The 14,696-nt window shown below is 74.6% G+C and carries 12 protein-coding genes; 9 read left to right on the top strand and 3 right to left on the bottom strand.

Translation table 11 applies throughout. From position 1 onward, the window contains the following. The first annotated feature begins 203 nt into the window (after positions 1-203). The gene (locus AC3EVP_RS09555; protein ID WP_435128086.1) at positions 204-1,379 is read left to right on the top strand and encodes an acyl-CoA dehydrogenase family protein; all 1,176 of its coding nucleotides are present in this window, start codon (positions 204-206) and stop codon (positions 1,377-1,379) included. A 78-nt stretch (positions 1,380-1,457) separates the two neighbouring features. Here the strand turns inward: AC3EVP_RS09555 and AC3EVP_RS09550 are convergent, their stop codons facing one another. Then, on the bottom strand, positions 1,458-1,982 hold the full coding sequence (locus AC3EVP_RS09550) for a hypothetical protein (protein WP_435128084.1): 525 nt from the start codon (positions 1,980-1,982) through the stop codon (positions 1,458-1,460). Between the two features lie 298 nt (positions 1,983-2,280). On the opposite strand from AC3EVP_RS09550, the gene AC3EVP_RS09545 reads away from it, so the two are divergent. The 7 genes from AC3EVP_RS09545 to AC3EVP_RS09515 all read left to right on the top strand — a co-directional run bounded on the left by AC3EVP_RS09545 (position 2,281) and on the right by AC3EVP_RS09515 (position 11,176). Continuing rightward, positions 2,281-3,522 (top strand): FAD-binding protein, encoded by a 1,242-nt coding sequence (locus tag AC3EVP_RS09545; protein WP_435128082.1) that lies wholly within the window; start codon positions 2,281-2,283, stop codon positions 3,520-3,522. A gap of 65 nt (positions 3,523-3,587) precedes the next feature. Beyond that, positions 3,588-4,028 (top strand): Lrp/AsnC family transcriptional regulator, encoded by a 441-nt coding sequence (locus AC3EVP_RS09540; protein WP_328473841.1) that lies wholly within the window; start codon positions 3,588-3,590, stop codon positions 4,026-4,028. 30 nt (positions 4,029-4,058) lie between these two features. Continuing rightward, positions 4,059-5,735, top strand: a complete 1,677-nt coding sequence (locus AC3EVP_RS09535; RefSeq protein ID WP_435128079.1) for an amidohydrolase — start codon at positions 4,059-4,061, stop codon at positions 5,733-5,735. A gap of 727 nt (positions 5,736-6,462) precedes the next feature. Further along, entirely contained in the window at positions 6,463-8,172 is a 1,710-nt protein-coding gene (lnt, locus tag AC3EVP_RS09530) for an apolipoprotein N-acyltransferase (RefSeq protein WP_435128077.1), read from the top strand. Then, positions 8,169-8,939: a polyprenol monophosphomannose synthase gene (locus AC3EVP_RS09525; RefSeq protein ID WP_435128075.1), complete on the top strand. Its 771-nt coding sequence runs from the start codon at positions 8,169-8,171 to the stop codon at positions 8,937-8,939. Before lnt ends, AC3EVP_RS09525 begins: the two co-directional genes overlap by 4 nt. Positions 8,940-9,025: 86 nt before the next feature. Continuing rightward, positions 9,026-9,616 carry an FxsA family membrane protein gene (fxsA, locus tag AC3EVP_RS09520; protein ID WP_435128073.1) on the top strand — a complete coding sequence of 197 codons (591 nt, stop codon included), beginning with the start codon at positions 9,026-9,028 and terminating at the stop codon, positions 9,614-9,616. Positions 9,617-9,682: 66 nt separating this feature from the next. Next, entirely contained in the window at positions 9,683-11,176 is a 1,494-nt protein-coding gene (locus AC3EVP_RS09515) for a hypothetical protein (RefSeq protein ID WP_435128071.1), read from the top strand. A 104-nt stretch (positions 11,177-11,280) separates the two neighbouring features. On the opposite strand, the gene AC3EVP_RS09510 is transcribed toward AC3EVP_RS09515, so the two are convergent. Beyond that, positions 11,281-11,655, bottom strand: a complete 375-nt coding sequence (locus tag AC3EVP_RS09510; RefSeq protein WP_031517570.1) for an RNA polymerase-binding protein RbpA — start codon at positions 11,653-11,655, stop codon at positions 11,281-11,283. 258 nt (positions 11,656-11,913) lie between these two features. Continuing rightward, positions 11,914-12,600, bottom strand: coding sequence for a membrane protein YczE (gene yczE, locus AC3EVP_RS09505; RefSeq protein WP_488179794.1), 687 nt, complete (start codon positions 12,598-12,600; stop codon positions 11,914-11,916). A gap of 64 nt (positions 12,601-12,664) precedes the next feature. Between yczE and yczR the strand changes: the two genes are divergently transcribed. Then, entirely contained in the window at positions 12,665-14,176 is a 1,512-nt protein-coding gene (gene yczR, locus AC3EVP_RS09500; protein WP_435128067.1) for a MocR-like transcription factor YczR, read from the top strand. Positions 14,177-14,696: the final 520 nt, after the last annotated feature.

Raw genomic sequence — 14,696 nt, 5'->3', positions numbered from 1 at the left:
CCTGCGGCGGGAGGAGCCGTGGCGGTAATTCGCCGGTGACGTCTTCGCCCCCATACGGCATACTCCATGCGCCGGACCCGTTGATCACCCGTTGCCGAGACCCGGCGTGGGAGATCGCGACGGGAACGGGGTAGTTCTCACCGGACGGCTCCACCTCACCCTCGCGCGGGGCCGCCGCCACCCCACAGGGAGGATGTGCCGCCATGCCCCAGCAAGGCCCGCAGCCGGTCGAACGGCAGCTGCCCACCGACGAGGCCCGCCTTCTGCTCGACCTGACCCGGGACCTGGCCCGCCGCGAGATCGCGCCCTCCGCCGCGGCGGAGGAGGAGGCCGGGCACTTCCCGCGGGAGACCATGGCGCTGATCGGCCGCTCCGGGCTGCTCGGCCTGCCCTACCCCGAGGAGTTCGGCGGGGGCGGCCAGCCGTACGAGGTCTACCTCCAGGTGCTGGAGGAGCTGGCGGCCGCGCGTCTGACCGTGGGGCTCGGGGTCAGCGTGCACACCCTGGCCTGCCACGCGGTGGCCGCGTTCGGCAGCAAGCAGCAGCGCACCGACCACCTTCCCGCGATGCTCGGCGGCGAACTGCTGGGCGCCTACTGCCTGTCCGAGCCGACCTCGGGCTCCGACGCGGCGAGCCTGCGCACCCGGGCCGTACGGCACGGCGACTCCTGGACGATCGACGGCACCAAGGCGTGGATCACCCACGGCGGCGTCGCCGACTTCTACACCGTGCTGGCCCGCAGCGGCGGCGAGGGCGCGCACGGCATCTCCGCGTTCCTCGTACCGGGTGACGCGGCCGGGCTGAGCGCGGGGGCGCCCGAGCACAAGATGGGGATGAAGGGCTCGCCGACCGCGCAGCTGCACTTCGACGGGGTCGAGGTGGCCGACGAGCGGCGGATCGGCGAGGAGGGGCAGGGCTTCGCGATCGCGCTCGCCGCGCTCGACGCCGGGCGGCTGGGGATCGCCGCGTGTGCGATCGGCGTGGCGCAGGCCGCGCTCGACGCGGCGGCGGACCACATGGCCCAGCGCCGCCAGTTCGGCCGCCCGATCGCGGACTTCCAGGGGCTGCGGTTCATGCTCGCGGACATGGCCACCCGGGTCGAGGCGGGCCGGGCGCTCTACCTCACCGCGGCCCGGCTGCGCGACGCCGGGCGGGAGTTCAGCGCGCGGGCGGCGATGGCGAAGCTGTTCTGCACGGACACCGCGATGCAGGTCACCACGGACGCGGTGCAGTTGCTCGGGGGGTACGGCTACACCGCGGACTTCCCGGTCGAGCGGTACATGCGCGAGGCGAAGGTGCTCCAGATCGTCGAGGGCACCAACCAGATCCAGCGGATGGTGATCGCACGCCACCTGGTGGGCCCGGAGACCCGCGGCTAGGTACCGGCCGCGGGTGTGTGCGGCTCCTCGCCGTCGGGGGCGCCCACGCGCCCCCTTCCGGCCGCGACGCCCAGCTGCTCAGGCGGCCAGCGGCGGGTGGGCGGCGCGCTGGGCGGGGACGCGGACGGGGCGGGAGCCGGGGCCGCCGACGTGCGAGAAGGGCTGGGTGCGCCAGTCGAGGGGGCGGGCCGGGGCCAGGGGCTCGTGGGCGGGCGCCAGCACGAGCGGCTCGAGGGCTCCGGCCTCGGCCACCGCGCGGCCGGAGCCGGCGCAGACCGTGAGCCCGAAGGGCTGCCAGGGGTTGGGGCACACCGCGTGGGGCGGCAGCAGGGTGTCGTCGCCGGCGACGGCGATCGGCCGGCCGCAGTCGGGGCAGGCGAGGCGTACGACGTCGGCGAGGTCGTCGCCGTCCTCGTCGTAGGGCTCCGCGCCGTCGTCGAAGCCGTCCGCCGGGTCGAAGTCGTCGGCGTCGGCGGCGTGGTCATCGCCGGCGGCGGCCTTGTCGGCGGCCGGCGCGGGAGCGAGCGCGAGGTCGCGTTCGTGACCCTCCGCGGCGGTGGACGACGTCCGGGCACTGCGGCTGTGGCGCACAGGGTGACGCATATGGGTTTCCCCCTTGGGTGATGCCCTCCGTTGGGCCGGCCCGGCTTCACGCTCGCGGCCATAGCGAGCACTTCCCGCCGTGCTACGCGGGTAATCGCGCCATGCGGAGCCCTCCGCGCCGTCGCAGTGTGGCCTTCGTCACACTCCCGGAATGGCCGGATGATGCGCCCCCGCGATGCGCCCCTACGCCCCCCGGTGCCCCCGAAAGCCACCCGCACGGCCGCCTTATAGGGTGACGAGAAGGCGGGGACCAGCACGGTTGTGTCGGCAGCGGGCCGGCGGGCGGGAGTGGCACGGCATGCGGACCAACTGGGCGGGCAACCTGACGTTCGGCGCACAGCGCGTGCACCGGCCCACCACGCTCGACGAACTGCGCGCGATCGTCGCCGGCAGCCGCCGCGTCAAGGCGCTCGGCAGCGGCCACTCCTTCAACGCGATCGCCGACACCGACGGCGACCTCGTCGAACTGGCCGCGCTCCCGGCCGAGATGGACATCGACAGCGCCGCCGGCACCGTCCGCGTCGCCGCCGGCGTGCGCTACGCCGAACTCGCCGCGTACCTGCACGCCCACGGCCTGGCCCTGCCCAACATGGCGTCCCTGCCGCACATCTCGGTGGGCGGCTCGGTCGCCACCGGCACCCACGGCTCGGGCGACACCAACGGCTCCCTGGCCGCCTCCGTGACCGCGCTGGACCTGCTGACCGCCGGCGGCGACACCCTCCGCCTCAGCCGCGCGCAGGACGGCGACCGCTTCGACGGCGCCGTGGTCTCCCTCGGCGCCCTCGGCATCACCACCCACCTGACGCTGCAAACGGTGCCCGCCTTCGACGTACGCCAGACCGCCCGCACCGGCCTCGCCCTCGCCGACGCGCTCGCCCACTTCGACACCCTCACCGGCGCCGCCTACAGCGTCAGCCTCTTCACCGACTGGCGCGCCCCGCGCTTCACCCAGGTCTGGCTCAAGCGCCTCGACGGCACCCCCGAACCCGAACTGCCGTGGACCGAGCCCGCCCCGGGCCCGCTGCACCCCGTGCCCGGCGTCGACCCGGTGCACTGCACCCCGCAGGACGGCACCCCCGGCCCCTGGTACGAGCGGCTGCCGCACTTCCGCCCCCAGTTCACCCCCAGCAGCGGCGCGGAACTCCAGTCCGAGTACCTGGTGCCCCGCGTCCACGGCACCGCCGCCATCGCCGCGCTCGCCGACCTGCGCGAGACGCTCGCCCCGGTCCTGATGACCTGCGAGGTCCGCACCATCGCCGCCGACCGCCTCTGGCTGAGCCCCGCCTACGGGCACGACACCGTCGGCCTGCACTTCACCTGGCGCCAGGACCCCGCCGCCGTCACCCCCGTCCTGGGCCGCATGGAGGCCGCCCTCGCCCCCTACGGCGCCCGCCCGCACTGGGGCAAGCTCGCCACTACCGACCCCGCGACCGTACGGGGCCTGTACCCCCGGATGGCCGACTTCCAGGCGCTCGTCGCGGAGCTCGACCCCGACGGCACCTTCGGCAACGCCCACCTGCGCCGCCTGCTCGGCCCGTGACCGGCCACCCCGGGCCCGGCCGAGACGTGCCCACGGACCCCGCGGTGCCGGTAAGGTCAACGGCTGTGGAGGAGCTGGACCGGCACATCGTGGAACTGCTCGTCGCCGACGGGCGGATGAGCTACACCGACCTGGGCAAGGCCACCGGCCTGTCCACCTCGGCCGTGCACCAGCGCGTCCGCCGGCTGGAGCAGCGCGGCGTCATCCGCGGCTACGCGGCCGTCATCGACCCCGAAGCGGTCGGCCTGTCGCTGACCGCCTTCATCTCCGTCAAGCCGTTCGACCCCAGCGCACCCGACGACATCGCCGACCGGCTCGCCGAGGTACCCGAGATCGAGGCGTGCCACAGCGTGGCCGGCGACGAGAACTACATCCTCAAGGTGCGCGTCTCCGCCCCCATCGAGCTGGAGCACCTGCTGTCGCGGATACGCTCCCTGGCCGGCGTCTCCACCCGCACCACCGTGGTGCTGTCCACCGCCTACGAATCCAGGCCCCCCCGGATCTGACCGCGCCACCGGCCCGGGCAGACTGGCGGTATGCACCAGCGCCCCGCCGCAGCGGCGACCAAAACCCCCGACCAGCACCCCAGCGACCGCCCCGCAGCCGGCACCGTGCTGCTGCGCGGCGGCTTCGTCTACAGCCCCGCCGACCCCTTCGCGACCGCGATGGTGGTCGACGGCGACACCGTCGCCTGGGTCGGCTCCGAAGGCGCCGCCGACTCCTTCGCCGACGGCGTGGACGAGGTCGTGCACCTCGACGGCGCACTGGTCACCCCCGCCTTCGTCGACGCCCACGTGCACACCACCGCCACCGGCCTCGCCCTGACCGGCCTGGACCTCGGCCCGGCCCGCACCCTCGCCGACGCCCTGGCCCGCACCGCCGCCTACGCCGACGCCCACCCCGGCGACCGGGTGCTGCTCGGCCACGGCTGGGACGACAGCCGCTGGCCCGAGGGCCGCCCGCCCACCCGCGCCGAACTGGACCGGGCCGTGCACGGCCGCCCGCTCTACCTCGCCCGCACCGACGTCCACTCCGCCGCCGTCACCAGCGCCCTGCTCGCCCTCGTGCCCGGCGCCGCCGGCCTGCCCGGACACCATGAGACCGGCCCGGTCACCCGCGACGCCCACCACGCCGCCCGCGCGGCCGCCTACGCCGCCGTGACCCCCGCCCAGCGCGCCGCCGCCCAGCGCGCCGCGCTGCGCCACGCGGCCGCCCGCGGCATCGGCAGCCTCCACGAGTGCGCCGGCCCCGACATCTCCTCGCAGGACGACCTGACCGGCCTGCTCGCCCTCGCCGCGGCCGAACCCGGCCCCCGCGTGCACGGCTACTGGGCCGAGCCCGTGACCGGCCCCGCCGACCTGGACCGGCTGCGCGACCTCGGCGCGCTCGGCGCCGGCGGCGACCTCTTCGTGGACGGCTCCCTCGGCTCCCACACCGCCGCCCTGCACGCCCCCTACGCCGACGCCGACCACCTCGGCGTCACCTACCTCGACGCCGACACCATCGCCCGCCACCTGACCGTGTGCACCCAGGCAGGGGTCCAGGCGGGCTTCCACGCCATCGGGGACGCCGCGCTGGCCGCCGTGGTCGACGGGGTGCGCGCGGCCGCCGCCACGGCCGGCACAGGCCGCGTACGGGCCCTGCGGCACCGCGTGGAGCACGCGGAGCTGATGACCGCCGAGACGATCGCCGCGTTCGCCGAGTTCGGCCTGATCGCCTCCGTGCAGCCCGCGTTCGACGCGACCTGGGGCGGCGACGACGGCATGTACGCCGCCCGGCTCGGCCGCGAGCGCGCCCGCACCCTCAACCCGTACGCCGCGATGACCCGCGCCGGGGTGCCGCTGGTCCTCGGCTCCGACAGCCCCGTCACCCCGCTCGACCCCTGGGGCGCCGTCCGCGCGGCCGCCTTCCACCGCACCCCCGGGCACCGTGTCTCCGCCCGCGCGGCCTTCAACGCCCACACCCGCGGCGGCTGGCGGGCCGCCGGCCGCGACGACGCCGGCGTCCTCACCCCCGGCGCCCCGGCCGACTACGCGGTCTGGCAGGTCGGTGACCTGGTCGTGCAGACCCCCGACGAACGCGTCGCCAACTGGTCCACCGACCCCCGCTCCGGCACCCCCGGCCTGCCCGACCTCACCCCGGGCACCTCGCTGCCCACCGCCCTGCGCACCGTCGTCGCCGGCCGTACGGTCCACCACCCGCCGAACGGGTGACCTGCGCTTTCCGGCATGCGCCCGAACGGTGCGCGGTGCCCGCCCCGCGGCGTGTCGCAGCCGCCCGGACACCTCGCCACTGACCTGCTGATTTGTCGAAGATCCGCAGGTCACAGCGGTGTTGACAGTGGCTGGTCGGCGGCGGGTAGGTTCGGCCAGGTCCACCACAGGACGTCGGACCGGGGGCTCTCCGCGGTTGCGTCGAACACCGCTGGGTCATGGGGCGCCGCGCCCACCGCGCGCCGCCACTGGCAGCCAGGTCCAGCGTCCGCGGCGCGGAACGCGGGGGGAGTGCCGCCCGATCGGCAGGTGTGACCCGGGAAGGGCCCGGACACCCAGTAGACAACGGCCTCGGTGCCGAGCCGCAGCCAGCGGTTCCCAGGTCGGCCCGAAGGGTGTCCGGGCCCGCTCCCGTTGGGTGCCCCGACCCCCCGGGGTGCCCCGCCCCCTCGTCACGGGACCTTGCGCCCGCCGGGTGGCTTGTCGCGCAGTTCCCCGCGCCCCTGAGTACGTGCGGCTGCTCCGCAGCTCGCCCCACCCGCACCCGACGACGCTGAGCAACCCCGACAGGGGCGCGGGGAACTGCGCGACAAGCCACCCACCGGCCGCAAGGTCCGGGAACCGGCGTGCAGGGGCAGCCCGGGCGGACCCGCACCCATCAACCCCCCAGGAACACGGGGTACCGTCACCCTCGTCAGATGTCCCCACCTGCAGGAAGGCCACGCCTGTGCGCCTGCGTCCGCCGAACGCCCCCGCGGCGCCCGACGGGGTCGCGCCCGACGGGGCCGCGCCCGCCGCCGAAGTGAACGTCGTACCGGTCGCACCGGTCGTACCGGTGACCCGGCGGGCGCGGTGGAAGGCCACGGCCAGGGCCGCCGCCCCCAGGAGCGCGGTCGCCGCGGCGTTCGGCCTGATGATGGCCGCGGCGTTCCCGCCGTACGGGGTGTGGCCGCTGTCCGTGGTGGCGGTGGCCGGCCTCGCGCTGGTGCTCGAGGGCCGCACGGTCCGGCAGGGCGCGTGGCTGGGCTTCGCCTTCGCGTTCCCGTTCTTCCTGTGGCTGCTGGTGTGGCTGCGGTCGGTGATCTGGCTGGCCGTGGTGGGCCTGTCGGCGATCGAGGCGCTGTACCTGGTGCTGATGGCCGCGCTGATGGTGGTGGCGCGGCGGCTGCCGTGGTGGCCGCTGTGGGCGTCGTGCCTGTGGGTGGCGCAGGAACTGGTCCGGGACCGGCTGCCGTTCGGCGGGTTCCCGTGGGGGCGGCTGGCGTTCGCCAACACCGGCTCGCCGTTCACCCCGCTCGCCGCGCTCGGCGGCGCCCCGCTGGTGAGCTTCGCGGTGGCCCTCAGCGGCACCGTGCTGGCCGCCGCGGCCCTGGCCGCCCACCGGGCCTGGCGCGGCCGGGCCGGGCGCCCGTGGGCCCCCGCGGCGGCCGTACGCGGCCTGCTGCCCGCCGCCGGCGCGCTGGTGCTGTCCGCGGCGGTGCTGCTGGCCGGACTGCTGGTGCCGATCCACACCGATGCCGTCGGCCATGTGAAGGTCGCCATCGTGCAGGGCAACGTGCAGCAGCCGGGCATGCACTTCCTCGGCCGCCCGATGAAGATCCTCGACAACCACGTGCAGGCCACCCTCAAGCTCGCCGCGGACATCAAGGCGGGCAAGGTGGCCAAGCCCGACATCGTGCTGTGGCCGGAGAACTCCTCCGACCTGGACCCCTTCACCTACCCGCAGGCGTACGCGAAGATCAGCGAGGCGGTCCAGGCGGTGGGCGTGCCGGTGCTGGTCGGGGCGCTGGTGGACGGCCCGGACAAGGACCACGTGCAGAACGAGGGCATCGTGTGGGACCCGCTCACCGGCCCCGGCGACCACTACACGAAGCAGCACCCGGTGCCCTTCGGCGAGTACGTCCCGTTCCGTAAAGAGTTGACCAAGGTCATTCCGATGCTGAACGAGATCCCGAAGGACTTCTACCCAGGTAAGAGCACCGGAGTGCTCCGGATCGGCCCGGCGAACCTCGGCGACGTGATCTGCTTCGAGGTGGCCTACGACGGAATTGTTCGCGACACAGTGAACGCCGGCGCCCAAGCCATCGTCGTACAGACCAACAACGCAACGTATGGCCGCACCGGCCAGCCCGACCAGCAGCTCGCGATGTCCAAGCTGCGCGCGGTCGAGCACGGCCGGGCCGTGGTCACCGCGGCGACCAGCGGGATCAGCGCGGTGGTCGAGCCGGACGGGACGATCGAGAAACGCAGCAAGGAGTTCACCCAGCAGGTCATCAGCGCCGACATTCCGCTGCGCGACGAGAAGACGGTCGCGGACCGAGTCGGTGCGGCACCTGAGTGGGCACTCGCTATGGTGGGTCTCCTGTCCTGCGCGGCCGCCGTCGCGATCGGCAGGCTGGAGCGCACGCGCATGGCGAAAGGGCAGTCGCAGCAGTGAACGAGGACGGGCAGCGGAGCTTTGACTCCCTCGGCAAGGTCCTGGTCATCATCCCCACCTACAACGAGGCGGAGAACGTCGGGCCGATCGTCAAGCGGGTCCGGGCCTCGGTGCCCGACGCGGACATCCTGATCGCGGACGACAACAGCCCCGACGGGACCGGGAAGCTGGCCGACGAGATGGCCGCCGACGACCCGCAGGTGCACGTGATGCACCGCAAGGGCAAGGAGGGCCTGGGCGCGGCCTACCTCGCCGGGTTCCAGTGGGGCATCGACCACGACTACGGCGTGCTGGTGGAGATGGACGCCGACGGGTCGCACCAGCCGGAGGAACTGCCGCGGCTGCTCACCGCGTTGAAGAGCGCCGACCTGGTGCTCGGCTCGCGCTGGATTCCCGGCGGCCGGGTGGTCAACTGGCCCAAGCACCGCGAGTACCTCTCCCGCGGCGGCAGCACCTACTCGCGGCTGATGCTCGACGTGCCGCTGCGCGACGTCACCGGCGGCTACCGGGCCTTCCGGCGGCAGACCCTGGAGAGCCTGGGCCTGGGCGACATCGCCTCGGCCGGGTACTGCTTCCAGGTCGACCTGGCCTGGCGCGCGGTGAAGGCGGGCTTCCACGTGGTCGAGGTGCCGATCACCTTCGTGGAGCGCGAGCGCGGCGACAGCAAGATGAGCCGCAACATCGTGGCCGAGGCGCTGTGGCGGGTCACCGCCTGGGGTGTGGGCGCCCGCGCCGGCAAGATCACCGGGCGCCGCCCGCTGCCGTAGCCGGCGCCGGGGTGGGAGCCGGCGGGAGCCAGGGGAAGGGGGCAACCCTGAGCCGGGCTTTACCCGGTCTTTGGCACACTTGAGATATGACGACGACGACACCGCCACCGGTCCGGCCGCAGCGACGGCGGCGCTCCCGGGCCCGCACCATCGTGCCCCTCGCGATCGCGGCCTGGGCGGTGCTGGAGATCTGGCTGCTGATCCTGGTGGCCGGGGCGACCAGCGGTTTCGTCGTGTTCCTGTGCATCCTGGCCGGGCTGGTGCTGGGCGCCGCGGCGGTCAAGCGGGCCGGGCGCAGCGCCTGGCGGAATCTGACGGCGTCCGTCAGCGCCCAGCAGCAGGGGGTCGCCCCCGGCCCGCCGCAGGGCGGCGGCCGCACCGGCCTCGCCATGCTGGGCGGGCTGCTGCTGATCATCCCGGGCTTCGTCTCCGACGCCGTGGCGCTGGTGCTGCTCTTCCCGCCGACCCGGGCCTTCATCGGCCGCCGGGTGGACCGGGCGCTGCTCTCGCGCGCGGTGCCGATGCCAGGCGGCGGACTCGGCGGACCTGGCGGCTTCGGCGGTTTCGGTGGCCCGGGTGGTCCGGGTGGCTTCGGGGGCGGGCGCGGCGGCCCCGGCGGGGGTCCCGCGGGCGGCGGGGACAAGGTCGTCCAGGGCGAGGTCGTCAACCGGGACTGAGCGGGCACGGGAGCGCCGCCAGAGGCGGAAATGGTGTGCGGGGGCGGGAGTTGGCATAGTGCCCGCATGATCATGCTGTTGCGGCGGGTACGCACCGCCGCCCGCGCCCTGTCCGTGGCTTTGGGCGGTCTCCTGGTGGCGGCGGTGCCGTTCGCGACCGCTCTGCCCGCGGCCGCGGCCGGGGCGGGTCGGGTGGTGCTGCGGGCCGAGGCGCCGAAGACATTCGTGATGTACGCGGCGGACGAGGGCGCCGACGGCACGAACAGCGGCTTCGTCATCCCCGTCTCCGTGCGGGCGAGCGACGCGGGCCCGGCCCGCGATGTCAGGGTCGTCGTGGACGCCTCGGGGCTCGCCGGCGTCGCCCGGGTGAGCGCGGGCGGCGGCGGGAACTGCACCCGGTCCGGCGCGGTGTTCACCTGCTCCTACGGCGACGTGCAGAACGACGACGGCGAGTCCGAGGCGCCCTTCACGCTGAACGGCGTGGACGGCGTCGCACCCGGTGACGGCGGGACGGTGACGTACACCGCCGTCGCGGACAACGCGGCCGAGGTGACCGGGTCCACCCGGATGACGGTGGGCGGCCCCTCCCTCGATGTGCCCGGGAAGGACCTGACGGCGCAGGACGTGGCGCCGGGCAGCTCCCGCCCGGTGACCCTCGCTTTCGCCAACCACAGCCGCTTCGCCGCCCGGCAGGGCGTCGCACTGACCGTCTCCGCCGATCCCGGGCTGAAGCTCACCTCGCGCCCGGGCAACTGCTTCTTCGACCCGTCCTTCACCTCGGCCTGGTGCGGCTTCGCCACCGCGGCAGGCCCGCACACCGCCTTCCGTACCAGCGCCCCGATCCGCTACACGGCCGCCGCGGGCCGGATGTCGGGCACCCTCACCTACAGCTGGTCGTCCGACCGCACCCGCCCGGCCGGGTTCACCGTGCGCGGCACGCAGGCCCCGCTGGCGCTGGCCAGGACCGCGGACCGCGGCTTCACCGCCGCCACCGGCACCGTCCGTGTCACCACCACGGTGCAGGCCGACTACCAGCCGGTGACCGCGACCGTACGCGGCCGGGTCGGCCAGACGGTCACGGTGCGGCTGGGGGTGCGGAACAACGGCCCGGGGCGTCCGCTGGGCAGCGAGACGATGGGCGGCTTCAAGGTGGTGCCGCCGGAGGGCACCACGGTGACGTCCATCCCGTACACCATCGAGGAGGACGGCGGCACCTGGGCGTGCGACCGGCCCGCGAAGTCCGGGGGCGCGTTCGTCTGCGACATCGGCACCGACCCCTTCGGGCCGGGGCCGGCGCAGGGCCGGACGACCGTCATCGGCTTCCGGGTGCGCATCGACCGGGTGGTGCCCGGCGCGCAGGGCACCATCAGCACCTACGGCCCCTTCGACCGCACCCCGGGCAACGACCGGGCCGTCATCGCCGTGGACGCCTCCCCGGCGTCGCCGGTGGCGCGGCGGCACACGGTCGCGTGGTCGGTCCTGGCCGCGGTCGTGGCCGGGGGAGCGGTGGCCGCAGGGGTGGCGCGGGTGCGCCGCCGCCGGGCCCGCGCCGGGGCATAGCTGCGCCCGGCGCGGAGCGGTGGGCTCCGGCCGGGCGGAAGGGATCGCGGGCCGCCGCGGGTGCGGGCCCGGGCGGGTCCGCGGCGCCGCGGACCCGGGTCCGGTCAGGCGGTCTTGCGGTTGTCGCGCGGATGCACCGCGATGTTCATCGCACCGGAACGGAGGACGGCCAGCCGCTCGGCGAGCACTTCCTCCAGCTCTTCGAGCGTGCGCCGCTCCATCAGCATGTCCCAGTGCGTGCGCGCCGGCTTGGTGGTCTTCTCCTCGGGACCTTCTCCGTCCACCAAGAGCGCGGTCTGGCCGCAGGCGCGGCACTCCCACTCCGGCGGAATCTCGGCCTCAACCGAGAACGGCATCTCGAATCGATGTCCGTTCCGGCATGCGTACTCAACGGTCTGGCGCGGGGCCAGATCGATGCCGCGGTCGGTCTCGTAGCTGGTGGCCCCGAGTCGCGTGCCGCGGAGAGCTCGCTCACTCATGAATCGTGCCTCCCGGGCTTTTGGTCGCCCACAGGACAGGTGTCGCTGTCGTCGTCATCCGGTCAACGTCCGGTCGGCGGTGAAGATTCCCGTTTCGGGATATGCGTCGCCCGTCGTGTCGCCCCTGTTTCTACCCAGCGACATCCCATTTGTCACACTTGGCGGGATATGTCACCCACTGTCGTCGTATCTTTTGCCGTCGACGGCGGTCAGGTCGCTGGGCCAACCGCGTACACTACCCGCCCGCACCCCTCAGGGCTAAATCGTGTCCACCACTCGGTGTTCCGGCGCTTCCCGGCGAATCACCGCAGAGCCGGTCGTAGTGGCCGCGGAGCCGTCGAACAGGCGCAGGAAGAACTGGGCGAGCGGACCGATCGACACCGCGTACAGCACCGTGCCCACGCCCACGCCGCCGCCGAGGGCGAAGCCCGCCACCAGCACGGTCAGCTCGATGCCGGTGCGGATCAGCCGCAGCGAGCGGCCGGTCCTGCGGTGCAGCCCGGTCATCAGGCCGTCGCGCGGGCCGGGGCCGAAGCGGGCGGATATGTACAGGCCGGTGGCGACGCCGTTGAGCACCACGGCGCACACCATCAGCGGTACCCGCACCGCGAGTGCCGCGTGGTAGGGCACCAGGTCGAGGGTGGCGTCCAGCGAGAGCCCGACGAGCACCACGTTGGAGACAGTGCCGAGCCCCGGCCGCTGCCGGATCGGCCACCACAGGAGCAGAACGGCGGCGCCGACGACAATGGAGACGGCGCCGATGCTCAGCCCGGTCAGCCGGGAGAGCCCCTGGTGGAAGACGTCCCACGGGTCCAGACCGAGCGAGGCCCGGACCAGCAGGGCGTCGCTCGCGCCGTACAGCGCGAGGCCGGCGTACAGGACGACGAGGCGGTGGGCGAGTGGACGGCTCATAGGGACCCCCCTGGCGTGTGGACGAGCGCGCATGACACTGTGTGGCCTGCGGACGGTTTCCTGCCATGGCCAATCAGGGAAAGGTGGACTGAGTTTCATGCCTCAGTGGACCGCTACGGTGAGCGCGGCGCATCTGGCCCGGCTCCTGACGCCCCGGCCGGCGACCGACCGGGCCGCCGCGACCGCCCCCGGCGCCCGGAAGCTGCCCGCCTACCGCGGCCTCGCCGACGGCGTACGGCTGCTGGTGCTGGAAGGACGGCTCCAGGTGGCCGCCCGGCTGCCCGCCGAACGCGAACTGGCCCTCGCCCTCGGAGTCAGCCGCACCACCGTCGCCGCCGCCTACGAGGCGCTGCGCGCCGAGGGCTTCGCGCACTCCCGGCGCGGCGCCGGCAGCTGGACCGCGATCCCCGAGGGCCACATCCTGCCCTCCCGCAGCCTGGAGCCCCTGCCGCCCGACGCCGCCGGCTCCGTGATCGACCTCGGCACCGCCGCCCTGTCCGCCCCCGAACCGTGGCTGACCCGCGCCATGCAGGGCGCCCTCGCGGAACTGCCCGCCTACGCCGCCACCCACGGCGACTTCCCCGCCGGGCTGCCGGTGCTGCGCGAGGCCATCGCCGACCGCTACACCGCCCGCGGGGTGCCCACCATGCCCGAGCAGATCATGGTCACCACCGGCGCGATGGGCGCGGTCGGCGCGGTCGCCCGCCACTCCGTCGGCTACGGCGAGCGGGTCGCCGCGGAGTCGCCCAGCTACGCCAACGTGCTGGAGCTCTTCCGCGAGACCGGCTCCCGCCTGGTGCCCGTCGCGCTGCGCGAACGCCTCGGCGGCTGGGACATGGACATATGGCGCCGCGTCATGCGCGACGCCGCGCCCCGCATGGTCTACGTCATGCCCGACTTCCACAACCCGACCGGCACCCTCGTCGGCGACGACGAGCGCCGCGAACTCGTCGAGGCCGCCCGCGTCGCCGGCGCCACGGTGGTCGCCGACGAGACCATGGCCGAACTCGTCCTGGACGGCGAGGAGTCCGGGGTGCGGCCGCTCGCCGCCTTCGACCGCGGCGGCACCGTGATGACCGTCGGCTCCGCCAGCAAGAGCGTCTGGGCCGGGCTGCGCATCGGCTGGGTGCGCTCCACCCCCGACGTGGTGCGCCGCCTCGTCTCCGCCCGCGCCTACCTCGACCTCGCGTCCCCCGTGGTCGACCAGCTCGCCGTCGCCTGGCTGCTGCGCGGCGACGGCTGGGAGCAGGCGCTCGCCTCCCGGCGGGACCGGGCCCGCGAGTGCCGCGACGACCTCGTCACGGCCCTGCGCGCGCACACTCCCGGGTGGGACTTCAGCGTGCCCCGCGGCGGCATGACCATGTGGGTCCGCACCGGCGACGTCTCCGGCTCCCGCCTCGCCGTCACCGGGGAACGGCTCGGCGTCCGCGTCCCCGCCGGGCCCCGCTTCGGCATCGACGGCGCCTTCGAGTCCTACATCCGCATTCCCTTCACCGTCAGCGGCCCCGCCGCCGACGAGGCCGCCGCCCGCCTCGCCCAGGCCGCCGAACTCGTCCGCTCCGGCGCTGCCCCGGAGGGGTCGGAGCCCTCTGGGCTTTTCGTGGCCTGACCCGCCCCCCGGGGCGGTGGGTTCCGCGGGTTGCGGGACCACCCGCCGGTGGGTGGCTTGTCGCGCCGTTCCCCGCGCCCCTGAATGCGCTCGGGTTTCCCTGCGGCGCCCACCCTCCGGGGTGGTGGGTTCCGTGCCTCGTCGGGACCTTGCGGTCCGCGGTGGCTTGTCGCGCAGTTCCCCGCGCCCCTGGGTCTGCTCGGGTTTCCCTGCGGCGCCCACCCTCCGGGGTGGTGGGTTCCGTGCCTCTTCGGACCTTGCGGTCCGCGGTGCCTTGTCGCGCAGTTCCCCGCGCCCCTGAGTAGGTGCGGCTGTTCCGCGAACTGTGGCGTGCGTGAGTGGGCAGAGGCTGGGCACCCACAGCCACCACAACTTGCGGAGCACCCGAGCGCACCCAGGGGCGCGGGGAACTGCGCGACAAGCCCCCCCACCGGCCGAAGGTCCCGGGACGACAGCACCCACCACCCCGGAGGGTGGGTACCGCAGGAGAACCCGAGCAGACCCAGGGGCGCGGGGAACG

Source organism: Actinacidiphila sp. bgisy144 (genome assembly GCF_057708105.1).
This window is presented reverse-complemented; position numbering and strand designations above follow the sequence as displayed.